General features: G+C 61.5%; 18 protein-coding genes and 1 tRNA gene. 13 read left to right on the top strand and 6 right to left on the bottom strand.

The window, feature by feature from the left end; genetic code table 11:
• The first annotated feature begins 56 nt into the window (after window positions 1-56).
• The 7 genes from hflX (at window position 57) to ACK5NW_RS01210 (ending at window position 7,181) form a co-directional block, all read left to right on the top strand.
• Window positions 57-1,283, top strand: coding sequence for a GTPase HflX (hflX, locus tag ACK5NW_RS01180; RefSeq protein ID WP_416924421.1), 1,227 nt, complete (start codon window positions 57-59; stop codon window positions 1,281-1,283).
• Window positions 1,280-2,632 carry an FtsH protease activity modulator HflK gene (gene hflK, locus ACK5NW_RS01185; RefSeq protein WP_416924422.1) on the top strand — a complete coding sequence of 451 codons (1,353 nt, stop codon included), beginning with the start codon at window positions 1,280-1,282 and terminating at the stop codon, window positions 2,630-2,632. Before hflX ends, hflK begins: the two co-directional genes overlap by 4 nt.
• Window positions 2,633-2,648: 16 nt before the next feature.
• The gene (gene hflC, locus ACK5NW_RS01190; protein ID WP_416924423.1) at window positions 2,649-3,539 is read left to right on the top strand and encodes a protease modulator HflC; all 891 of its coding nucleotides are present in this window, start codon (window positions 2,649-2,651) and stop codon (window positions 3,537-3,539) included.
• A gap of 20 nt (window positions 3,540-3,559) precedes the next feature.
• Entirely contained in the window at window positions 3,560-3,748 is a 189-nt protein-coding gene (locus ACK5NW_RS01195; RefSeq protein WP_416924424.1) for a DUF2065 domain-containing protein, read from the top strand.
• A 117-nt stretch (window positions 3,749-3,865) separates the two neighbouring features.
• The gene (locus ACK5NW_RS01200; RefSeq protein ID WP_416924425.1) at window positions 3,866-5,035 is read left to right on the top strand and encodes an ATP phosphoribosyltransferase regulatory subunit; all 1,170 of its coding nucleotides are present in this window, start codon (window positions 3,866-3,868) and stop codon (window positions 5,033-5,035) included.
• Between the two features lie 46 nt (window positions 5,036-5,081).
• Window positions 5,082-6,467, top strand: a complete 1,386-nt coding sequence (locus ACK5NW_RS01205; RefSeq protein WP_416924426.1) for an adenylosuccinate synthase — start codon at window positions 5,082-5,084, stop codon at window positions 6,465-6,467.
• 189 nt (window positions 6,468-6,656) lie between these two features.
• Window positions 6,657-7,181 (top strand): phosphoribosyltransferase, encoded by a 525-nt coding sequence (locus ACK5NW_RS01210; RefSeq protein ID WP_416924427.1) that lies wholly within the window; start codon window positions 6,657-6,659, stop codon window positions 7,179-7,181.
• Window positions 7,182-7,207: 26 nt separating this feature from the next.
• Here the strand turns inward: ACK5NW_RS01210 and ACK5NW_RS01215 are convergent, their stop codons facing one another.
• Complete coding sequence (locus tag ACK5NW_RS01215; protein ID WP_416924428.1) at window positions 7,208-7,702, bottom strand: DUF4124 domain-containing protein; 495 nt, start codon at window positions 7,700-7,702, stop codon at window positions 7,208-7,210.
• A 194-nt stretch (window positions 7,703-7,896) separates the two neighbouring features.
• Between ACK5NW_RS01215 and ACK5NW_RS01220 the strand changes: the two genes are divergently transcribed.
• Window positions 7,897-9,339 carry a DEAD/DEAH box helicase gene (locus ACK5NW_RS01220; protein ID WP_416924429.1) on the top strand — a complete coding sequence of 481 codons (1,443 nt, stop codon included), beginning with the start codon at window positions 7,897-7,899 and terminating at the stop codon, window positions 9,337-9,339.
• Between the two features lie 112 nt (window positions 9,340-9,451).
• Here ACK5NW_RS01220 and ACK5NW_RS01225 read toward each other — a convergent pair whose 3' ends face one another.
• Together ACK5NW_RS01225 and ACK5NW_RS01230 are read right to left on the bottom strand one after the other, a co-directional pair.
• On the bottom strand, window positions 9,452-10,729 hold the full coding sequence (locus tag ACK5NW_RS01225) for a DUF445 domain-containing protein (RefSeq protein WP_416924430.1): 1,278 nt from the start codon (window positions 10,727-10,729) through the stop codon (window positions 9,452-9,454).
• On the bottom strand, window positions 10,726-11,568 hold the full coding sequence (locus ACK5NW_RS01230; protein ID WP_416924431.1) for a symmetrical bis(5'-nucleosyl)-tetraphosphatase: 843 nt from the start codon (window positions 11,566-11,568) through the stop codon (window positions 10,726-10,728). The genes ACK5NW_RS01225 and ACK5NW_RS01230 overlap by 4 nt, the downstream gene beginning before the upstream one ends.
• Window positions 11,569-11,609: 41 nt before the next feature.
• Here ACK5NW_RS01230 and ACK5NW_RS01235 point away from each other — a divergent pair, with 41 nt between their 5' ends.
• The 3 genes from ACK5NW_RS01235 (at window position 11,610) to grxD (ending at window position 13,798) form a co-directional block, all read left to right on the top strand.
• On the top strand, window positions 11,610-12,929 hold the full coding sequence (locus ACK5NW_RS01235; protein WP_416924432.1) for a hemolysin family protein: 1,320 nt from the start codon (window positions 11,610-11,612) through the stop codon (window positions 12,927-12,929).
• A gap of 73 nt (window positions 12,930-13,002) precedes the next feature.
• Window positions 13,003-13,299, top strand: a complete 297-nt coding sequence (locus ACK5NW_RS01240) for an H-NS histone family protein (protein WP_416924433.1) — start codon at window positions 13,003-13,005, stop codon at window positions 13,297-13,299.
• Between the two features lie 169 nt (window positions 13,300-13,468).
• On the top strand, window positions 13,469-13,798 hold the full coding sequence (grxD, locus tag ACK5NW_RS01245) for a Grx4 family monothiol glutaredoxin (RefSeq protein WP_416924434.1): 330 nt from the start codon (window positions 13,469-13,471) through the stop codon (window positions 13,796-13,798).
• Window positions 13,799-13,911: 113 nt separating this feature from the next.
• Here the strand turns inward: grxD and ACK5NW_RS01250 are convergent, their stop codons facing one another.
• The gene (locus ACK5NW_RS01250) at window positions 13,912-15,120 is read right to left on the bottom strand and encodes a YidB family protein (RefSeq protein WP_416924435.1); all 1,209 of its coding nucleotides are present in this window, start codon (window positions 15,118-15,120) and stop codon (window positions 13,912-13,914) included.
• A 767-nt stretch (window positions 15,121-15,887) separates the two neighbouring features.
• Here ACK5NW_RS01250 and aceA point away from each other — a divergent pair.
• Together aceA and ACK5NW_RS01260 are read left to right on the top strand one after the other, a co-directional pair.
• A complete protein-coding gene (gene aceA, locus ACK5NW_RS01255) occupies window positions 15,888-17,216 on the top strand; it encodes an isocitrate lyase (RefSeq protein WP_416924436.1) in 1,329 nt (442 codons plus the stop codon).
• A 227-nt stretch (window positions 17,217-17,443) separates the two neighbouring features.
• A tRNA-Gly gene (locus tag ACK5NW_RS01260) sits at window positions 17,444-17,519 on the top strand.
• A gap of 108 nt (window positions 17,520-17,627) precedes the next feature.
• Here the strand turns inward: ACK5NW_RS01260 and ACK5NW_RS01265 are convergent.
• Window positions 17,628-19,031: a GspE/PulE family protein gene (locus ACK5NW_RS01265; RefSeq protein WP_416924437.1), complete on the bottom strand. Its 1,404-nt coding sequence runs from the start codon at window positions 19,029-19,031 to the stop codon at window positions 17,628-17,630.
• A gap of 33 nt (window positions 19,032-19,064) precedes the next feature.
• Window positions 19,065-21,428: a type II secretion system secretin GspD gene (gspD, locus tag ACK5NW_RS01270; RefSeq protein WP_416924438.1), complete on the bottom strand. Its 2,364-nt coding sequence runs from the start codon at window positions 21,426-21,428 to the stop codon at window positions 19,065-19,067.
• Window positions 21,429-21,533: the final 105 nt, after the last annotated feature.

The raw sequence follows: 21,533 nt of genomic DNA on the forward strand, positions 1-21,533 counted from the left end.
TTTTTTAAGCTCTCTGTTTCATAGCTGCCGTATGTCCGGCCAGGTGTTTCTCGACATTGTCTGATCGCGTTGATGCCAGCCATTGCGCTGCTGCTGTGCTGGTGGGTGTGGACTTGGGTGCGCCGCATTTCGATGGTGAGCTGCAAGAGCTGGGCCTGCTGGCGCAAACCGCAGGTCTGGAGCCAGTGGCGCGCCTGAGCTGCAAACGAAAAGCCCCCGATGCGGCGCTGTTCGTGGGCAGCGGCAAGGCTGAAGAAATCCGCCTGCTGGCCGTCAGCTGCGGCGCGCAAGAAGTGCTGTTCGACCAGGCGCTCAGCCCGGTGCAGCAGCGCAATCTGGAGCGCGCCATTGGCCTGCCGGTGAACGACCGCACGCTGCTGATTTTGGAAATCTTCGCCCAGCGCGCGCGCAGCCATGTGGGCAAGCTGCAAGTCGAATTGGCACGCCTGCAATACCTCAGCACCCGGCTGGTGCGGCGCTGGTCGCACCTGGAGCGCCAGCAAGGCGGTATTGGCACGCGCGGCGGGCCGGGCGAGACGCAGATCGAGCTGGATCGCCGCATGATTGGCGAGGCCATCAAGCGCACCAAGGAGCGGCTGGTCAAGGTCAAGCGCCAGCGCCGCACGCAGCGGCGTCAGCGCGAGCGCCGGGGCATCTTCAACATCTCGTTGGTGGGCTACACCAACGCGGGCAAATCCACGCTGTTCAATGCGCTGGTAAAAGCGCGCGCCTATGCAGCCGACCAGTTGTTCGCTACGTTGGACACCACCACGCGCCAGTTGTACTTGAGCGAGGCGGGTGGCTCGGTATCACTGTCTGACACGGTAGGTTTTATCCGTGATTTGCCGCACGGGTTGGTCGAAGCGTTTGAAGCCACGCTGCAAGAAGCCGCCGATGCCGATTTGTTGCTGCACGTGGTGGATGCGGCCAACCCCGGCTTTCTGGAGCAGATGCATGAAGTGCAACGCGTGTTGCATGAAATTGGCGCGGGCGAGGTGCCGCAATTGCTGGTGTTCAACAAGCTGGATGCGGTGGACGAAGGCCGCCTGCCTACAGCGCTTGAAGGCACGTTCGAGCTTGATGGACGGACATGGGGTCGCATCTTTGTCAGTGCCCGCTCTGGCCAGGGGCTGGACACACTGCGCGCTGCGCTGGCCGCCAAAGCGCAGGCCGCTTGGCACGATCATGAAGCGGCGGTGGCAATTGGGCACAATGACGGGTTGGACACGAATGTGAATACGAATATGGATGTGCGAGCCGATATGCGAGACGACAACGAATGAACGATCAATTTCACACCCCCCGAGCAGCCACTTGGCCTGAACGCGTGCGCGGCATGTTCAACCTGAACGACCCGCATTGGGGTCGAGGCGACCAGTCGTCCGGCCAGGACGAGCCGCGCCCAGATGATCAGCCTGACCGGCCTGTCGAGCCACCACGACAGCCGGAGCGGCCTAGAGGCGGCCAGAATCAAGGCCCGCCCGATCTGGACGAGCTGTGGCGCGACTTCAACCGCAAGCTGGGCGGTATGTTTGGCGGGCGCGGAGGCGGGAGCGGCCGTGGCGCAGGCAATGGCGGCTACCAGCCGCCCGAGATGAAAAACGCGGGTGCGGGCATTGGCATCATCGCTGGTCTGGCGGTGGTCATTTGGGCTGCCACCGGCATCTTCATCGTGCAGGAAGGCTATCAGGCGGTGATCACGCGGTTTGGCAAGTTTGACCGCGTGGCCACGGCGGGCGTCAACATGCGTTTGCCTTACCCAATCGAGCGGCACGAGACGGTGGCCGTGACGCAGATCCGTTCCAAGGACGTGGGCGGCGACAGCATCATCCAGTCCACCGGCCTGCGCGAATCGGCCATGCTGACGCAAGACGAGAACATCGTTGAAATCCGGTTTGGCGTGCAGTACCGCCTGAGCGACGCGCGAGCTTATCTGTTTGAAAGTAAAAACCCGGACGATGCGGTGGTGCAGGCCGCCGAAAGCGCGGTGCGCGAAGTGGTGGGCAGCATGACCATGGACAGCGCCATGGCCGAAGAGCGCGACCAGATTGCGCCGCGCGTGCGCGACTTGATGCAAAAAATTCTCGACCGCTACCACGTTGGTATCGACGTGCTGGCCGTCACCATGCAGCAAAGCGGTGTGCGTCCGCCCGAGCAGGTCAAAGAAGCGTTTGACGATGTGCTCAAGGCCGATCAGGACAGCAAGCGCGCGGTCAACGAGGCGCAGGCTTACGCCAACCAAGTGGTGCCGTTGGCCAAGGGCACGGCAGCGCGCCTGACGCAAGAGGCCGAGGGCTACAAGGCGCGCATCGTGGCGCAGGCCGAAGGTGATGCGCAGCGCTTTAATTCGGTGCTGACCGAATACCAGAAAGCGCCGCAGGTCACCCGTGACCGCATGTACCTGGACACCATGCAAAGCATTTACGGCGGGGTCAACAAGATCATTGTGGACAGCAAATCGGGCGGCAACCTGATGTATCTGCCGCTGGACAAGGTGATGCAGGCCGCCGGGGCTTCTGCTGCGCCAAACACGTCAACAGCGGCCGCTGCCATCTCGGCACCGCCCGCAGCCGCTGCCAACGATGCGCGCACGCGCGACAACACCCGCAGCCGCGAGCGTGAATCTCGATAAGCCCAGGGACACTGACATGAACAAAATCGGATTTATCGGAACCTCTGTCCTGCTGCTGTTGATGCTGCTGGGCGCTGCGACGTTCGTGGTCGATCAGCGCCAGTTTGGCGTCGTCTTTCAACTGGGCCAGATCCAGAAAGTGGTGAGCCAGCCGGGCCTGAACTTCAAGCTGCCGCTGGTGCAGAACGTGAGTTACTTCGACAAGCGCCTGCTCATGCTCAACAGCATGGACAGCGAGCCTTTGCTGACGGCCGAAAAGCAGCGCGTGATCATCGACTGGTATGTGCGCTGGCGCATCACCAACCCGCAGGAATACATTCCGAATGTGGGCCGCGACGAGCAAGCCGGTGCGCAGCAGCTCAACCGTGCGGTGCGCAACGCGTTTCAAGAAGAGATCAACCGCCGCACGGTGCGCGAAATCATCTCCACGCGCCGCGAAACGCTGATGGCCGACGTGCAGCGCAAAGTCAGCGAGGCGGTCAAAGGCAGCAAGCCGTGGGGCATCGAAATTGTGGACGTGCGTATCACCCGCGCCGATTACGTCGAATCGATCACCGCCTCGGTGTATGGCCGTATGGAGGCCGAGCGCAAGCGCGTAGCCAACGAGTTGCGCTCGACCGGCCAGGCCGAGGCCGAGCGCATCCGCGCCGATGCTGACCGCCAGCGCGAGGTGACGGTGGCCAACGCTTACCGCGATGCCGAAAAAGTGCGCGGCCAAGGCGATGCCGAGGCCACGCGCCTGTATGGCGCTGCGTTTGGCCAAGACCCGCAGTTTGCCGAGTTCTACCGCAGCATGGACGCGTATCGCGCCAGTATTGGCAAGCAAGGCGATGTGCTGGTGATCGACCCCGATTCGTCGGACTTTTTCCGCAACATGCGCAGTCAGTCGGCATCGGCGCGCCGCTGAGGTGCTCCAGGGTTTTTGCGATGAACAGCGACACGCTGTGGCTGGCTCTGGGCCTGTTTCTAATTTTGGAAGGGCTGACGCCCTTCATCGCCCCCGGCGCATGGCGCAAGATGCTCCAGCAAATCAGCCAGATGCAAGATGGGCAGGCACGTTTTTTTGGCCTGATGATGCTGATGGTGGGGCTGGTTTTGCTGTGGCTGCTTAAATAGTGCCAGCGGCCCATGCGCTGCGTTGATCGGCACGAGGCTGGCACCACGGTTTGCGCAACCGTTTGTATCGCCCGGTAGAATCGCGGTTTTAACGGCCCACGAAAGCTGAAAACCGCCATGTCCGCTTGGCTTTTGCCGGATCACATTGCCGATGTATTGCCCGCCGAGGCACAGCACATTGAAGCACTCCGCCGCCAGTTGCTCGATACGGCGTGCAGTTACGGCTATGAACTGGTCATTCCTCCCCTCATCGAGCACCTTGAGTCGCTGCTGACCGGCACCGGCCAGGCGCTGGATCTGCAAACCTTCAAGCTGGTCGATCAGATATCTGGCCGTCTGCTGGGCGTGCGGGCGGACACAACGCCGCAGGTTGCGCGCATGGACGCTCATTTGCTGGGCAAGCAAGGCGTGGCCCGCCTGTGCTACTGCGGCCCGGTGCTACACACCCAGCCCGAGCGGCCCCACGCCACGCGCGAACCCATGCAGTTCGGGGCAGAAATTTACGGTCATGCAGGCCGCGAGGCCGATCTGGAAGCGCTGTCGCTGGCACTGGATTGCCTGCGCGCCGCGCACGTTGGGCCAAGCTTGCTGGTCGATTTGGGCGATGCCCGCATCGTGCGCGCGCTGCTGGCCGGTGTGATGGTCGATCCGCAGGTGCTGACCCAGGTGCACGCCGCGCTGGCCGCCAAAGATGCGAGCGCGCTGGCGCAGCTGACCAAGGCTTTTCCTGCCACGTCGCGCCAAGCGCTGGCGGTGCTGGTTCGGCTGTACGGCGGCCCAGAGGTGCTGGCCGAGGCAGAGCAATCCCTGGCGCACATTCCCGGCGTGAAAGACGCGCTGGCCGATCTGGCCTGGCTGGCGGCGCGTTTGCCGGATGCTCGCCTGTGCTTTGATCTGGCCGATTCGCGCGGTTGGGGTTATTACACCGGCGTGCGTTTTGCCATGTATGCCGAAGGCGCGGGCGACGCCGTGCTGCGCGGTGGCCGCTACGACGGCGTGGGGGCGGTGTTTGGCCATCAGCTTGACCGCGTGCGGCCTGCGGTCGGTTTCAGCCTGGATGTGCGGTCGCTGGCGCGGGTGGCCAAGCGCCCTGCGCGCCGCCCAGCCATCCGCGCACCCTGGAGCGATGCGACCGATTTGCACGCCGCAGTGGCAGCCTTGCGCCAGCAAGGCGAAGTGGTGGTCAGCATGCTGCCTGGTCACGGCAACGCCGAGGCGAACGAATGCGACTGCGACCGCGAGCTGGTTCTTGCGGCCGGGCAGTGGGTGGTTCAGGCGTTGCCATGAAGCGCACCTTGAGCCGAATCAATTATTTCAATCTACCGAGCACGACATGAAACCTACCACCGGACGCAACGTCGTCGTCGTTGGCACCCAGTGGGGCGACGAAGGCAAGGGCAAGCTGGTCGACTGGCTGACCGAAAGCGCCCAGGGCGTGGTGCGCTTTCAGGGCGGCCACAACGCTGGGCACACTCTGGTCATCAATGGCGTGACCACCGCCTTGCACTTGATCCCCAGCGGCATCATGCGCCCTGGCGTGACCTGCTATATCGGCAATGGGGTGGTGCTGTCGCCCGCCAAGCTGCTGGAAGAGATCGAAGGGCTGGAAAAAGCCGGGGTGCAGGTGCGCCAGCGCCTGCGCATCAGCGAGGCCTGCCCCTTGATTTTGCCGCTGCACGCCGTGCTGGACGTGGCACGCGAAGCCGCGCGCGAGGCCGCGCAAGCGCAGGGTGGTGCGGGCAAGATCGGCACCACCGGCCGTGGCATTGGCCCGGCGTATGAGGACAAGATTGCCCGCCGCGCCCTGCGTGCGCAAGACTTGAAGCACCCCGAGCGCTTTGCCGTCAAGCTGCGCGAATTGCTGGCGCTGTACAACCACGTGCTCATGGGCCTGCTGGGATCAGCCCAGTTGCAGTTTGCCGAAGCGCTTGCGCCGTATCTGAAGGGCGGCGCGCTACAGTTTGAGCCGATCTATGCCGAGGCCATGCGCCACGCTGAAGAACTCAAACCCATGCTGGCCGACGTGTCCCGCGAATTGAACGAAGCCCACCGCAACGGAGCCAACCTGCTGTTTGAAGGCGCGCAGGGCACTTTGCTGGATGTGGATCACGGCACCTACCCGTTTGTTACCAGCAGCAATTGCGTGGCAGGCAATGCTGCGGCAGGTGCAGGCGTGGGGCCAGGCTTGTTGCATTACGTGCTGGGCATCACCAAGGCGTATTGCACGCGGGTCGGCTCAGGCCCGTTCCCGACCGAGCTGGACTGGGAAACCGAAGGCACCCCCGGCTGGCACATGAGTACCGTGGGTGCTGAAAAAGGCGTAACCACCGGGCGCAGCCGCCGTTGTGGCTGGTTTGATGCGGCGCTGCTCAAACGCAGCGCGCAAGTCAACGGTCTGTCGGGCCTGTGCCTGACCAAGCTTGACGTGCTGGACGGCCTGAAAGAGTTGCAACTGTGCGTGGGCTACGAACTGGATGGCGAGCGCCTCGACATCCTGCCGCTGGGTGCCGATGACATTGCCCGTTGCCGGCCCATTTATGAAACCCTGGAAGGCTGGAGCGAGAGCACCGTGGGCGTGACCCAGTACGACAAGCTGCCTATCAACGCGCGCCTGTATTTGCAGCGCATCGAGCACGCCACCGGCGTGCCCATCCATGTCATCTCTACCAGCCCGGACCGTGATCACACCATCATGAGGCGGCATCCGTTCTTGGGATGAACCCCCTGAGTCGCCTGCGGCGTCTTCCCCCTTTTGCTGCGCAAGGGGGACAACGCCAGTTCGCGGCGCAGGTCCGCGAACGGTGTTCACTCGCCTGGCCTGCTCTGCGGTCATTTGTTTCTTTTGGTGTTTTTGGCCTTTGGCGCCCAAATTATCAGCCCTTGCAGCTATTAAATCAGGAGCAATCGGATGTTGACTGAAGACGGTAAGCACCTGTACGTCAGCTATGACGAATACCACAACCTGATTGAAAAGCTGGCCATCAAGGTGCACCAGTCGGGCTGGCAATTCGACACCATTTTGTGCCTGGCGCGCGGGGGCATGCGGCCGGGCGACATTTTGAGCCGGGTGTTCAAGGTGCCGCTGGCCATCATGTCCACCAGCAGCTACCGCGCTGATGCGGGCACCGTGCAGGGGCATCTGGACATTGCCCACTACATCACCACCCCGCAGGGGCAGATTGCAGGCAAGGTGCTGCTGGTCGACGATCTGGCCGACACCGGCGTGACCTTGCAATCCGTGGTCGAGCGCCTGCGCAACAACTACCCGCCCATCACCGAATTGCGCACCGCCGTCCTTTGGACCAAGGGCACATCCAGCTTTCAGTGCGACTATTCAGTTGAAGACCTGCCCACCAACCCGTGGATTCACCAGCCCTTTGAGGTGTACGACAACCTCACGCCAGACAAGCTGTTGTTCAAGTGGAAGGTTTGAAGAATTGATGAGTAGCTGGGCGTTGCTCAAGGCGCAGGGCAGCTGGGCTGCTTGACCACTGGGCACTTGGCAAAACCTTCGGCCTTGATGGCCCCGCCCTTGGCGCGATAGGGGTCAAGACAGGCATAGGCGGCGTTGTAGCGCTGCCATTGTGCTGCGCAGCTTTGGTCGTCGGCCGATGGGGTTTGAGGCTGTGGGGAAGAGGCTGCTGATGCAGGCGCTGCTGGCGGGTTTTGGGCCAGTTGCTGGCGGTATTTTTCCAACTGCTGCTGGGCGGCGGCGCTTTCGGCGGCGCTGGGTTGGCGCGCCAAGGGCACTTCGGTCACGGGTGAGGCCACCTGGTCGGCAGGCTGTGGGTCGGCGTTGCTGAAGTGCACCACGCCGTTTTCATCGACCCAGCGTTTGATCTGGGCGCTGGCTGGCGCGGCGGTGGCCAGAAGGCTTGCCGCCAAAACGGTGGCCAGTACAAAGGGCCGTGGGCCGAAGGCGGTGCTGGGTTGGGGTTTGTAGCGTTGCGTCATACCGGCCATTGTGTCGCCAATCGCGTTCAAATCAAGACTGACGCAGGCCCATTGCGCGTAAAACGCACCAACCATGGAGACAGGAGCCGACAGTTTTTTTGCAGGGCCACTGGGTGCCGTTCGACGCCGCTCTCTAATTCAGTCGCCATTTTTTGGCCCCGCTGGCCATGTTGCAGTGCGACAATAGGGCACTAATGAGCACTTCTTATTCAGACCTCGCGCTGGCCGATCCACTCAAGCGCGCCGTGGCCGAGATGGGCTACGAAACCATGACGCCGATCCAGGCCCAGGCCATTCCCGTGGTGCTGGCAGGCCAGGACGTGATGGGCGCGGCGCAGACCGGCACGGGAAAGACCGCTGCCTTTTCGCTGCCGCTGTTGCAGCGCCTGCTCAAGCACGAAACGCCGTCGCTGTCGCCTGCGCGCCACCCGGTGCGTGCGCTGGTGCTGCTGCCCACGCGCGAGCTGGCGGTGCAGGTGGCCGACCAGGTCAAGCAATACGCCAAACACACCCAGTTGCGCAGCGCGGTGGTGTTTGGCGGCATGGACATGAAGCCGCAGATTGAAGAGCTGCGCAAAGGTGTCGAGGTGCTGGTGGCCACGCCGGGGCGTTTGCTGGACCACATCGAGGCCAAGACCGCGGTTCTGAACCAGGTCGAATACGTGGTGTTGGACGAGGCCGACCGCATGCTGGACATCGGGTTTTTGCCCGATTTGCAGCGCATATTGAGCTACCTTCCCAAGTCGGGGCGCACCACGCTGCTGTTCTCGGCCACTTTTTCGCCTGAAATCAAGCGCCTGGCTGAAAGTTACCTGAGCAACCCGGTGCTGATCGAGGTGGCGCGGCCCAATGCCACGGCGTCCACCGTAGAGCAGCACTTTTACCTGCTGGCCGACGAGGACAAGCGCCGCGCCATCCGCCAGGTGCTGCGCGACAAAGAACTGCGCCAGGCGTTTGTGTTTTGCAACAGCAAGCTGGGCACGGCGCGGCTGGCGCGCGCGCTGGAGCGCGATGGTTTGCGCACCACCGCCTTGCACGGTGACAAAAGTCAGGACGAGCGCCTGAAGTCGCTGGAAGCCTTCAAGCGCGGAGAGGTCGATTTGCTGGTGGCCACCGACGTGGCCGCGCGCGGGCTGGACATCAAAGACGTGCCCGCCGTCTTCAACTACGACGTGCCTTTCAACCCCGAGGATTACGTGCACCGCATTGGCCGCACGGGCCGCGCGGGCGCATCGGGCGTGGCGGTGACGCTGGTCACCAAAAACGACCAGCGCCTGATGGGCGAGCTGGAAAAGCTGCTGAAGAAAAAAATCGACGTCGAGCACCTGGCGTTTGAAGACGAAAAACCACGGGGCCGCCAAAACGATGGCCGCCGCCATTGGCGCGGCGACGAAACCGGCGACGCCCGCGACGAGGTGCGCCGCACCCGTGGTGACCGGCAGCGCACCGAGCGCCGAGCGCCGCCTGTGGCCCCGGCCGACCCGTTTTTCGATCAGCCTTATGAAGCCCCCGCTGAAGTGGCCGAGCCTGCCGCCTGGGAGCAAAAAGCCCGCCCGGCGCGCAGCGGCCTGTCGGCCAACATCAAACCCAAGCGCAAAGTAGCGGCGCTGTTCAAGGCCAGCGATTCGGCTGATTGAATCCGGTGGCGCAGCACCATATGCGCCATATACTGCCCAGTAGTAATAAGCTATATCGCTTTATAGTATTGCGATGCGGGATGATACTGATGGATAGTATGTGGGTTTACCTTCAGTGCCAAGCCTGCGTCAGCGCATGGATCAGCAACCCCACCAGCCCGCCCACCAAGGTGCCGTTGATGCGGATGAACTGCAAATCGCGCCCAATGTGGCGCTCCATCTCGTCGGTCATCTCGTGGGCGTCCCAGGCGGCCACGCGCGCCACGATGTAGCGGGCGATGTCGTCGCGGTAGCGCTCGATCAGTGGCGGCACCAGACGCTGGATTTCGCCGTTGATCCAGTCCTTTAACCCAGCATCGGCAGCGAGTCGCTCGCCCAGTGTTTGCGCGGCTTCGGTGATGCGTTGACGGATGGTGGAATCGGCCCGCGCCAGATCGTTTTGCAGCCACGCCAGCAAATTGGCCCACAGATCGTCCACGTAGCGCATCAGGGCAGGATGGGCCAGCAACTCGTCGCGCAGGCGCTCACCGCGGGCGCGCAAAGCGTCATCGCGCTGCAAGCGGTCAATAAAACCGACCACGGTGTCGTCAAAGCGCAGGCGCAAATCGTGCTGAGGATCGTCGGCCATCTCGATGATGGTTTTGGCCACGATGACCACCACCTTGCGCGTGGCCAGGCGCGCGGCCACCTGATCCAGACCGACCAGTTTGAGGGCTTTGATCTCGCGTGCGATGGCGTCGGTGATGGCCTCTTGCAGGCGCTCTTCGCCCAGCAGCTTGGCCACTTGCACCAGCACACCGTCCAGCAGTTCTTGATGGCGGCGCTCGTGCGTCATGGCCTGCAACACCTGACCGGACAAGCGGGCGATGTCCACTTGCCGCAGGCCGCGCTGCGCCAGCTCGGCCACGAAGGCGCGTACGCGGGCATCGTGCAGCGCATCCACGGCCCAGCGGCCCACGGCCACCAGCCGCTCGCCCACCAATGCGGCGTGGGCGGGTTGCGACAGCCAGGCGGCCAGGCGGGCAGCGGCGTCAAAGTCGCGCACGCGCGCCAGCACCTGTTCAGTGGACAGAAAGTGGGTGGTGATGAAGCTGGCCAGGTTCTGACCGATGCGGTCTTTGTTCTCTGGAATGATGGCGGTGTGCGGAATGGGCAGGCCCATGGGGCGGCGGAACAGCGCCACCACGGCAAACCAGTCGGCAATGGCACCGATCATGGCCGCTTCGGCAAACGCGGCCACGTAGCCCCAGGCCGTGTGCTGCGCCAGCATGCGGGTGGCCAGCGCGTACAGCAACGCAGCGGCCAGCAGCAAGCCAAGGGCCAGGCGCTTCATGCCCGCCGCGTCGCGCACGCGCGGCGCAGGTGCCAACGGTATGGACGGGTCGCTCATCGGCCACCACCCGGCGTCTGGGCTGGCGGGCAGCGCACCTGCACCGGATCGCTCCAGCGGCCATCCGCATCCAGTCGCACCGCACTCAGACAGCCGCCCCAGACGCACCCGGTGTCCAGCGCGATCACGTCGCTGCGCTGTAGCTTGCCCAGGGTAGACCAGTGTCCAAAAGCCACCACGCCGCCTGCGGTGCGGCGGCTGGGCACGTCAAACCAGGGCATATAGCCCGGCGGCGCGCCATCAGCGGCGCGGTCTTTGGTAGCGAATTCCATGCGTCCGTCAGCGCTGCAAAAGCGCAGCCGTGTCAGCGCGTTGACAATCACGCGCAGGCGCAGCGCGCCTTGCAGGCCGTCGTGCCACTGATCGGGTTGGTTGCCGTACATCTGGTGCAAAAACACCGCCCAGTCCGCGCCGCGCAGCACGGCTTGCACCTCGGCGGCCAGACGCAGCGTTTGCGCGGCGCTCCACTGCGGCAGCACGCCCGCATGCACCATCAGCACACCGCGCTCGTGCAGCGCCATCGGGCGGTGGCGCAGCCAGTCGAGCAGCGCCGGGCGGTCTGGCGCGGCCAGGATGCCTGCCAGCGTGTCGGTGCGGCTGGGCTGGCGCACGCCTTGGGCGACAGCCAACAAGTGCAGATCGTGGTTGCCCAGCACGCAGGCCGCCGCATCGCCCAGCGCCGTCAGCCGCCGCAGCACGGCCAGCGATTCCGGCCCGCGGTTGACCAGGTCGCCCAGCAGCAGCAGCTGATCCCGGCTGGGCGAAAACGCCAGTTGGTCCAACAAACGTGCCAAGGCCGTGTCGCAGCCTTGCACGTCACCGATCAGGTAGAGTGCCATGGTGTTGATTTTCCCACCGGACTTGTGGGGTTCGTTTGCTCATGGATCTGCTGCTGATCGTTTTTTTGACTTTGCTGAACGGTGTGTTCGCCATGTCCGAGCTGGCGCTGGCATCCAGCCGCAAGCCGCTGCTGGCGGCCATGGAAGAGTCGGGCGATGCCGGTGCGCGCACGGCGCTGAAGCTGATGGCGCGGCCGACGCAGTTTTTATCGACCGTGCAGGTGGGCATCACCTCGATCGGCATGCTCAACGGCATCGTGGGCGAGGCCGCATTCAGCGGCCCGGTGGGGCAATGGCTGGGCGGTTTTGGCTTGAGCGACAACGTGGCCTCGTTCGCCGCCACGGCGCTGGTGGTGACCGCCATCACCTTCACCACCATCATCTTTGGCGAGCTGGTGCCCAAGCGCATTGGCCAGATGTTTCCCGAAACCGTGGCGCGCTGGGTGGCCAAGCCCATGGCCTGGCTGGCGATGGCCGCGAAACCTTTTGTGGCTTTGCTGGCTTTATGTACGCAAGCGGTATTGAAGCTGCTGCGCATTGACGACTCGCACGCACGCGCCGTGACGGCCGAAGAAATATCGGCCAGCCTGGAAGAAGGCGTGGATGCCGGTTTAATTGAAGAGCACGAACACCAAATGGTGCGCAATGTGTTTCACTTGGATGACCGCTCGCTCACGTCTTTGATGGTGCCGCGCAGTGATATTGAATGGCTGGACGCCCATCAAACCATTGCGCAGGCGCTGGAGTTTGTGGCGCATCGCAGCGAGCAGCAAACGCACTCATGGTATCCAGTGTGCAATGAAAGCCTGGATGACGTGATTGGGATTATTTCAATCGCCCAGCTTTTAAAACTACAGCCGGTATCAGATAAAACGCTCGAATCGCATGCGGTGCCTGCCGTGTTCGTGCCCGAGACCCTGAGCGGGCTGGAATTGCTGGAGCAATTGCGTACCAAGTCAGGCCGGTTAATGTTTGTGGTGGATGAATATGGCGTGGTACAGGGGCTGATGACACCGCGCGACTTGCTGGAGGCTATTACTGGCGAGTTGAAACCAGGTGCCCATACCGACGCTTGGGCCACGCCACTGAATGGAGGGGCGTGGCTGTTGGACGGCCTGATGCCGGTCACCGAGCTGAAAGCACGGTTGGACATCGATAGCCTACCGCTGGAAAACAAGGGGCGTTACAACACCGTGGCAGGGCTGCTGATGTCGGTGGCCGGACATTTGCCCGTGTTGAACGATCAAATTGAAAGTGAAAGCGCTGGCTGGGTATTTGAAGTGGTGGAAATGGAAGGTCGCCGGATTGACAAGGTGCTGGCGCGCCCGCTGCATTCAAATGAGGGGCAGAGCCACCATTAACAAAGATCGAGGTTGATTATTTTTAACAAGGTGGTAATATCTGCCCCGAACTTATTCAATGGAGCCACTGTTAATGTCCTCGTACCAAGAACTCGTCCAGCAACGTGACGAATTAAATCAAAAAATCGAAGCCGCCCGCAAAAGTGCCATTGCCGATGCCGTGGCCAAGGCCCGTGCCCTGGTCGCTGAGTTTGATTTGACGGTGCAAGACGTGTTCCCGTCGGGCCGTAAGGGTCGCGCCAAATCAACTGCTGGCATCAAAGTCGCCCCCAAATACCGCGATCCAGCCACTGGCCAGACCTGGACGGGCCGCGGTAAAGCGCCTAAATGGATTGATGGCAAAGACCGCACGCAATTTTTGATTGCCTGAGTTTTATTTTGTATTGATTTTTGTCAAAGCGCCCACCAGGGCGCTTTTTTCATGGCGGACGGCCTGCCTGAGCAGATGAAAACCGTACACCACCACAGTCCATTGATGTGCCGTTGGTCTGCAAGTGGAATAATCACCCCTATTGCATAGAAAGAAGGATCGACACACCATGGATGCCAACACTCAGCAACGTATTGACGAACTGGTCAAAGGACACGACATCGTGCTGTTCATGAAGGGCAACGCCAGCTTTCCCATGTGCGGTTTTTCAGGCCGCGCGGTTCAGATCCTGAAAGCCAGCGGCGTGGAGTCGCGCGGGTTGACTACCGTGAACGTGCTGGAAGACGAGGCCATTCGCCAGGGCATCAAGGAGTACAGCAACTGGCCGACAATTCCTCAGTTGTACGTCAAAGGGGAATTTGTGGGCGGCTCAGACATCATGATGGAGATGTACGAATCGGGCGAGTTGCAGCAACTGGTGACGGGCACTGCCGCCTGAAATACGCGCACTGCGCCGACGTGTGCGGCTTGGGGAGTTGCCAACAAAAAACGGACGCTTGAGGCGTCCATTTTTTCATCTTGCGCTTTGAAGGCGCTGGTGTATCGCCCGCATCACGGGCGTAGCACTACTTCCACGCGGCGCGATGCGGCATTGCTGGTGGTGGTGTCGGTGGCCTCGGCCGGTTTTTCGAGCACCGTGCGGTCTTCAGCTACGCCTTGGGCCACCAAGGCGGCCTGAACCGCTTTGGCCCGGTTTTTGGACAACTCGGCATTGGCTGCGGTGTTGCCTGTGGGGTCGTTGTAGCCCGAGATGACGGCTTTGGCCCCAGCATGGTTTTGCAGGTAAGTCACCAGGTCTTCGGCCTGCCCGGCAAAGTCGGCATGCACGTCGGTCTTGCCGGAGTCGAAATAGACCTTGAGTGCGGGCAGGTCGTGGGCGATCAGGCTGACTACGGCTGCACCGGTGGGTTCTTCTGCGGCCGTGCTGTTGTTGTCTCCAGAAGCAGCGGGTGTTGCTGCTGAAGAGGTGGTGTTATCGCTGCTGGCTTGTGCCGTAGAGGATGCAGTCTCAGCGGGGACTGATGTGGTGGCTGGTGGCGTGGCGATGTCTGTCGCAGAAGCAGGTTCAGAGGCCGCAGCAGGGGCGGAGGCATCCTGCGTAGCGGCTGATGGTTCAGATGCCGTCGCAGAGGGGCCAAAGCCGGTGCTCGACACGGCCGGATCGCTGCTGGCTGATTCAGGGGCGGTGATGGCGGACGGGGTGGCCTCGGGCGGGGTTTCGCTTGTGCGGGTCTTGCTCCAGTAGCCCAGACCAATGACGACGGCAGCAGCCACGATCAGCCAAGGCAGCCATTTCATTGCACTGCCACTGCCAGAAGAAGCGGCAGCGTCTACCACCGGTGCGTTCAACAAGGCGTCGCCCGCATCGGCCAGGCTGGCAATTTCAGGCGGTAGACCACCAGAAGGCATGCTGCCACCGGGCGTCAGCTTGCCCACCAGGGTGGGCAGCAGGTAGCCCAGGGCAGAAGTGATGTTGTCGCGCGGCAAATCGAGCCGCGAAGTTAACGCAGGCAGCAAACCGCCGCTGGCCCCCAGCACGGTCTCCAGCTGGCTATTGCTGATAGCCTGCGCCGCTGGCCCGCCGCCCAGCCACGACTGGATGATCGGCCCCAGTCCCGCTGCCTTGAACTTTTCCAGAAAACCCGCCAGCCCACCGCTTTCTTTGTTGGTGATGTAAGCCAGCAAAATTTGCAGCAAAGGCAAAGACTTATCGCCCAGACCAAAACGGGCAGCGGCTTCGCGAATCAGGATTTCAAACATGGGGGAGAACCTTTCTCATGAGCGGTGCAAGGCCATCAGCAGCGCGCACCAAGCTAGTAGCGCAACGGGCGTTGGCGATGAATCCGCAACCCGCACGGTCAAAAAATTATAGAAGGGATGCGCTCGCCTGCATTGGTGCGCGTATTGGTGTGATGCTTAATTTGTGCGGCAGGCCTTAACAGGCTGCTGAAATACCTCCCCTAACCATCAGGTTCGGCAGGCCCTGCCCGACAATAGCCCTATCTCCACGAATCCGATCCAGAGATGTATGGAGCCGATACCTTCATCGAAAGATGGCCGCTACATTTTTGTCTGGGGCTGCGAGTGAGTCAACGACATTACACGTGTGCATCCGCCGCCCATTGCGTGGGAGCTGCTGCGGTGAGGAACAGCCCACGCCATTTTGGTGCTGCTTTTCCTGACATGGCGCGGGATGCATGCTCTACGAACCATGTCGTGTAGATATCTTGATGTGCGATGCACAGTGCCGCAAATTGTTTTCACATTAAGAAAAATAAAATTGTCGCATCACCGCATAATTTCTCAATATGAAAAATATAATTCCTTATTATGAAATAACACTTGCAACCCGTTGATAGTCAATAAGAAAAATTTGTCTTATATAAGACATAAGAATCGATTGTCATCTTATATAAGAGTTATGATATTGCTCAATGGCAGCGCGATGAATCGGGCATTTCGTGTGTATCGACTGTGCTGCTTTTGTCTGCTAACCGTTTGTTCAATTCACCCACTGGAGCGTTTACATGCCAAACACCAACGAGCAACTCAGCCGCGAACAACAAATCGCCGCCCTGGAAAAAGACTGGGCCACTAATCCGCGCTGGAAGGGCGTCAAGCGCGGCTACAGCGCTGCCGACGTGGTGCGCCTGCGCGGCAGCCTGCCGGTCGAATACACCCTGGCCAAGCGCGGCTCCGAGAAGCTGTGGGGCTTGATCAACGGCGAAGCCAAGAAAGGCTACGTCAACGCCTTTGGTGCCATCACCGCCGGCCAGGCCATGCAGCAGGCCAAGGCCGGGCTGGAAGCGGTGTACCTGTCGGGCTGGCAGGTGGCCGCCGACGGCAACACCAGCGAGACCATGTACCCCGACCAGTCGCTGTACGCTTACGACTCAGTGCCGACCATGGTGCGCCGCATCAATAACACTTTCAAGCGCGCCGACGAAATTCAATGGGGCCGCGGCGTTGGCCTTGGCGACAAGGACTTTGTCGACTACTTCCTGCCCATCGTGGCCGATGCCGAAGCTGGCTTTGGCGGCGTGCTGAACGCCTTTGAACTGATGAAGAACATGATCATTTCTGGTGCGGCCGGCGTGCACTTTGAAGACCAACTGGCCGCCGTCAAGAAATGCGGCCACATGGGGGGCAAGGTGCTGGTGCCCACACAGGAAGCATGCGAGAAGCTGATCGCCGCGCGCTTTGCCGCCGACGTGATGGGCGTGCCCACCATCGTGCTGGCCCGCACCGACGCCGAGGCTGCCAACCTGATCACCAGCGACCACGACGCCAACGACAAGCCGTTCCTGACCGGCGAGCGCACGCAAGAGGGCTTTTACCGCGTCAAGAACGGTCTGGAGCAGGCCATCAGCCGCGGCGTGGCCTACGCGCCGTATGCCGACCTGGTGTGGTGCGAGACCGGCACGCCCGATCTGGGCTTTGCGCGCGAGTTCGCCCAGGCCGTGCTGGCCAAGCACCCCGGCAAGCTGCTCAGCTACAACTGCTCGCCCAGCTTCAACTGGCGGAAGAACCTGGACGACAAGACCATCGCCAAGTTCCAGGACGAGCTGTCGGCGCTGGGCTACAAGTACCAGTTCATCACCCTGGCCGGTATCCACAGCAATTGGTACAACACCTTCAAGTTCGCCCACGCCTATGCGCGCGGCGAGGGCATGAAGCACTACGTCGAGATGATCCAGGAACCCGAGTTCGCCGCCCGCGAGCAAGGCTACACCTTCGTGTCGCACCAGCAGGAAGTCGGTGCCGGTTACTTCGACGACGTGACTACCGTTATTCAAGGCGGCAGCTCCAGCGTGAAAGCGCTCACCGGCTCGACCGAAGAAGAGCAATTTCACTGAACAAGGTTGGAGGCATGAGAGGCGAAGCCGCCACGATACGTGACGGCCATAAAGCCACTCTCATGAGCAAGAGACCTTGAGTCTTGTGCTTGCAGCCGAGCTGAAATATGATGTAGAATAATCAGCTTACCAAGAGGCAGTGCGTTGTTTGCTTGAACTGGCGACAGGGAAGGCTGACAAGCTCAGTTCTCAGGGAAAGACGGTGTATACGTTTTTCCCTTTCCAATGCGGGAATAGCTCAGTTGGTAGAGCGCAACCTTGCCAAGGTTGAGGTCGCGAGTTCGAGCCTCGTTTCCCGCTCCAAATTGTGATCTACAGACTTACTCTTGGGATCTATAAATCAATGAAAACAGGGCCATTCGGCCCTGTTTTCATTTCAGTGCCGAAGATTTGGCAGCTTTGCGATGGTATTCAATCCCGCGTCACGCGCAGCACTTCTTCCTGGCTGGTGATGCCTTCTTGCACCAAGCGGTCGCCATCCTGGCGCATCAGGCTCATGCCGTTGGAGAGTGCTGATGCGCGAATGTCGGCTTCAGGTTCCTGGGCATGAATTTGAGCGCGAATGTCGTCGCCCACCATCAACAGTTCAAACAAACCAGTACGACCTTGGTAGCCGGTGTGACTGCAGGTGTCACAACCCTGGCCGTGGCAACTGTGACAATATTTGCGCACCAGACGTTGAGCCAGCACACCCAGCAGTGATGAGCTGAGCAGAAAAGGCTCTACGCCCATGTCGGTCAGACGCGTGATGGCACTGGTGGCGTCGTTGGTGTGCAAGGTGGCCAGTACCAAGTGACCGGTCAGACTGGCTTGGATAGCGATTTGCGCGGTTTCGATGTCGCGGATTTCGCCAATCATCACGATGTCTGGGTCTTGGCGCAGGATGGCACGCAGCGCGCGTGCAAAGGTCAACTCGATGCGCGGGTTGACCTGGGTCTGGCCGACGCCGGGCAGATCGTACTCGATCGGGTCTTCCACCGTCATGATGTTGTTGCGATGCGCGTCAAGCCGCGCCAGGCTGGCGTACAGCGTGGTGGTTTTGCCGCTGCCTGTGGGGCCGGTGACCAAGATGATGCCGTGTGGCTGGCGAATGAGTTGCTCAAACTGCGCCAGCACACCGCCTTGCATGCCCACGGCTTCCAGACTGAGCTTGTCCTGGCTTTTGTCGAGTAGACGCAGCACCGCGCGCTCGCCGTGGGCATTGGGGATGGTGGATACGCGCACGTCAATGGCGCGGGTGCCCAGGCGCAGGCTGATGCGGCCATCTTGCGGCAGACGCTTTTCGGCGATGTCCAGATCAGCCATGATTTTCAGGCGACTGATCAACGCGGCGTGCAGCGCGCGGTTGGGCTGGACTACTTCGCGCAGCGTGCCATCAACACGAAAACGCACGCTGGAGTGGCGCTCATAAGGCTCGATATGAATGTCGCTGGCACCGTCGCGCGCGGCCTGTGTGAGCAGCGCGTTCAGCATGCGAATGATGGGTGCGTCGTCGGCGGCTTCCAGCAAATCCTCCACCGCTGGCAACTCTTGCATGATGCGCGAGAGATCGGCATCGGACTGCACTTCGCTGACCACGGCAGCGGCGGATGACTCGCTTTGCGATGAATAGGCATGGCTGATGCGCTGCGCCAGTGCATGAGTATCGACCTGTTGTAAGGACAGTGGCATGCTGTCGTGCCCGTAACGGCGCATCACTTCGCTCAGATAGCCTGCGTCAGGCTGACCGTGGTGCCACAGGGTCAGGCTGCGGCCATCATCTTCCAGAAGCAAACTGGCCGTGCGGGCAAAGGCGTAGGGAAGCGGATAGCGCATGGGATGTGGCGTTGTGCCGCAGCGTGTGGCTGATCAGTTGTAGGACTTGATGGGATCGCCGTAATAATTTTGCTCGCCTGCACTGGGTTGCACCAGTGGCGGTGGTGGAGGCGGTGATGCTTGGCGCGTCCAGGCATTGGGATCAGTGGGTGCCATGGCGGGCAATACCGGCGCTTGATTGATTTGCAGCACGCTGCTGGATTGGGGTTGGTTGTTTTGCTGCGCAGCCCGCAAAACGTCGTAACGGCTGAGGGAGAAGGCTTCGGTTGAAGCGCTGTCGCGCACCACTACGGGACGCAAGAACACCATCAGGTTGGTTTTAACCAGACTGCGGCTGCGGCTCTTGAACAGGTTGCCGATGGCGGGCACGTCACCCAGTAATGGCACTTTGTCTTCGGTGCTGGCGTAATTGTCTTCCAGCAGGCCGCCGAGTACCACGATGGAGCCGTCATTGACCAGGACGCTGGATTCAATGGCTCGCTTGTTGGTGGTGGGGCCACTTGAGTTGCCTGCAGTTCCGGCGACGACGCTGGAAACTTCCTGGTAAATCACCATCTTGATCGAGCCGTCTTCACTGATTTGCGGGCGCACCCGTAATGTCAGGCCCACGTCCTTGCGCTCATAGGTTTGGAATGGATTGACAGAGGTGCTGCTGGAGCCGGTGTTGGTGTAGCTGCCCGTGACAAAGGGCACGTTCTGGCCGACGATGATCTTGGCCTCTTCGTTATCCAGCGTCAGCAGCGTGGGCGTGGACAGCACGTTGCCCGCTCCCGTGCTTTGGATGAAGCTGGCCAGAATGCCCAGCGCTCGTGTGCCCAGCAGTAAATTGAAGCCGACACCAGGCCTTACACCTGCCAGATCGGCAATATCACCGCTACTGTCGTAGCCTAACGCCGCTGCGGCCACATCAAAAATATTGGTTGCGCTGCCGCCACTGGGAGACGCACTGGTGGTGGAGTAGTTGGTGCCCATGATGCCCACCGAGTTGTTGCCGCTGCCAAAGGCCTGCCATTGAATGCCAAAGTCGGCCATTTTGTCAGCACGTACTTCGGCGATCAGACTTTCGACGAACACCTGCGCGCGCCGCTGATCCAGCTTGTCAATCACCGCGCGAAGTTCGCGGTACACCGGTTCAGGCGCGCTGATGATGAGCGAGTTGGTGGCCGGATCGGCCTGGATCTGGCCACCGGTCGAGGGTTGGTTGTTGGCTGCGGCGTTGATGCTGGGGCCGGATTCCAGGCTGCTGCCGGACGACGAGCTGGAGTTGGTGCTGTTTTGGTTGGTGGTGCTGGCGGTCAAGCCGCCGCTGGTGCTGGTACTTGATGCACCCCCGGTGGCGCTGGACTGACCAGGCAATGCAGCCAGGGCTGCGCGCAAGGTGACAGCCAGCTTGGTGGCGTCGGCGTTTTTCAGGTAAACCACATGGATGTTGCCGCTGGAGCCATCGGCGCGCAGGGAGGGCGGTTGATCCAGTTGCTCGATCAGAGATTTGGCCTGTGCCAGCCGTGCGGCATTGGCCGCGCGCACGATGATCGCGTTGCTGCGTGGCTCGGGCACCAGCGTGGTGCGGTAGCCGTCGCCGGAGTTGACGGTTGCCACGGCGGCGGCGTTATTGGCCTGGCCCGGTGTGGCCGCCTGCGGTGTGGGTGCAGCAGTGCTGCCGCCTGACTCCAGCAGGCGAGCCACCAGCGGGGCCAGGTCTGAAGCCACGGCATAGCGCAGGCGCACCACCTCGACGCCGGTGGCGTTGGACACGTCCAGCGCGGCAATGATGCGGCCCAGGCGTTGCAGGTTGTCGGCGTAATCGGTGATGACCAGCGAGTTGGTGCTTGCATTCACGTTGATGGTGTTGTTGGCGCTGATCAGCGGGCGCAGCACGGGCACCAGGCTGTTGGCGCTTTCGTGCGTCAGCTTGAAGATCTGCGTCACGATTTGTCCGCCTGCCGCGCGAGGCGATCCCGCCGTGACTGTGCTGCTTTGTAATTTGGCCTCGGCTTCGGGCAGCACCACGTACATGCCGCTGGATTCGACCAAGGCAAAACCCTGCGTGCGCAATTGCACCGAGAACAGCCGCAATGCTTCGGCAGGCGTGACGGGGGTGGTGCTGGTCAGCGTCATCGTGCCTTTGACGCGCGGATCGACCACCACATTGCGCCCGGTGATGGTGGCCATGGTGCGGGCTACGGCATCGAGTTCTGCGTTGGCAAAGTCCAGTGTGACCCGGCCAGCGGGCACTTGAGCAGGCGGTGCGTCGGCTGTTTGGGTATTGACGGTGGTGCGGGCAGCGGTTTGCGGGGCATCGGCAGCCAGGGCCGCAGCGGCGCTCAGGCTGGCCGCCAGCGCCAGACAGGACAGAGCAGGTGGTGATGGGAAGAACTTGTCAAAAACGCAACGCATGGGATATGAGGCTGGGCGTACCCTGCCAACTGTAGCCCCTATGGCTGGGGGATTGATAAATAGAATGCTCAACGCATAAGGCAAAAGTGCCATAAAACAACGACT

It is taken from the genome of Ottowia sp., from assembly GCF_047975795.1.
Classification (GTDB): Bacteria; Pseudomonadota; Gammaproteobacteria; order Burkholderiales; family Burkholderiaceae_C; genus Ottowia.

Bases quoted from the DNA above. Each gene is read 5' to 3' on its own strand.
- hflK (WP_416924422.1), top strand. From the start codon at position 1,280: ATGAACGATCAATTTCACACCCCCCGAGCAGCCACTTGGCCTGAACGC.
- hflC (WP_416924423.1), top strand. From the start codon at position 2,649: ATGAACAAAATCGGATTTATCGGAACCTCTGTCCTGCTGCTGTTGATG.
- ACK5NW_RS01195 (WP_416924424.1), top strand. From the start codon at position 3,560: ATGAACAGCGACACGCTGTGGCTGGCTCTGGGCCTGTTTCTAATTTTG.
- ACK5NW_RS01200 (WP_416924425.1), top strand. From the start codon at position 3,866: ATGTCCGCTTGGCTTTTGCCGGATCACATTGCCGATGTATTGCCCGCC.
- ACK5NW_RS01205 (WP_416924426.1), top strand. From the start codon at position 5,082: ATGAAACCTACCACCGGACGCAACGTCGTCGTCGTTGGCACCCAGTGG.
- ACK5NW_RS01210 (WP_416924427.1), top strand. From the start codon at position 6,657: ATGTTGACTGAAGACGGTAAGCACCTGTACGTCAGCTATGACGAATAC.
- ACK5NW_RS01215 (WP_416924428.1), bottom strand. From the start codon at position 7,702: ATGACGCAACGCTACAAACCCCAACCCAGCACCGCCTTCGGCCCACGG.
- ACK5NW_RS01220 (WP_416924429.1), top strand. From the start codon at position 7,897: ATGAGCACTTCTTATTCAGACCTCGCGCTGGCCGATCCACTCAAGCGC.
- ACK5NW_RS01225 (WP_416924430.1), bottom strand. From the start codon at position 10,729: ATGAGCGACCCGTCCATACCGTTGGCACCTGCGCCGCGCGTGCGCGAC.
- ACK5NW_RS01230 (WP_416924431.1), bottom strand. From the start codon at position 11,568: ATGGCACTCTACCTGATCGGTGACGTGCAAGGCTGCGACACGGCCTTG.
- ACK5NW_RS01235 (WP_416924432.1), top strand. From the start codon at position 11,610: ATGGATCTGCTGCTGATCGTTTTTTTGACTTTGCTGAACGGTGTGTTC.
- ACK5NW_RS01240 (WP_416924433.1), top strand. From the start codon at position 13,003: ATGTCCTCGTACCAAGAACTCGTCCAGCAACGTGACGAATTAAATCAA.
- grxD (WP_416924434.1), top strand. From the start codon at position 13,469: ATGGATGCCAACACTCAGCAACGTATTGACGAACTGGTCAAAGGACAC.
- ACK5NW_RS01250 (WP_416924435.1), bottom strand. From the start codon at position 15,120: ATGTTTGAAATCCTGATTCGCGAAGCCGCTGCCCGTTTTGGTCTGGGC.
- aceA (WP_416924436.1), top strand. From the start codon at position 15,888: ATGCCAAACACCAACGAGCAACTCAGCCGCGAACAACAAATCGCCGCC.
- ACK5NW_RS01265 (WP_416924437.1), bottom strand. From the start codon at position 19,031: ATGCGCTATCCGCTTCCCTACGCCTTTGCCCGCACGGCCAGTTTGCTT.
- gspD (WP_416924438.1), bottom strand. From the start codon at position 21,428: ATGCGTTGCGTTTTTGACAAGTTCTTCCCATCACCACCTGCTCTGTCC.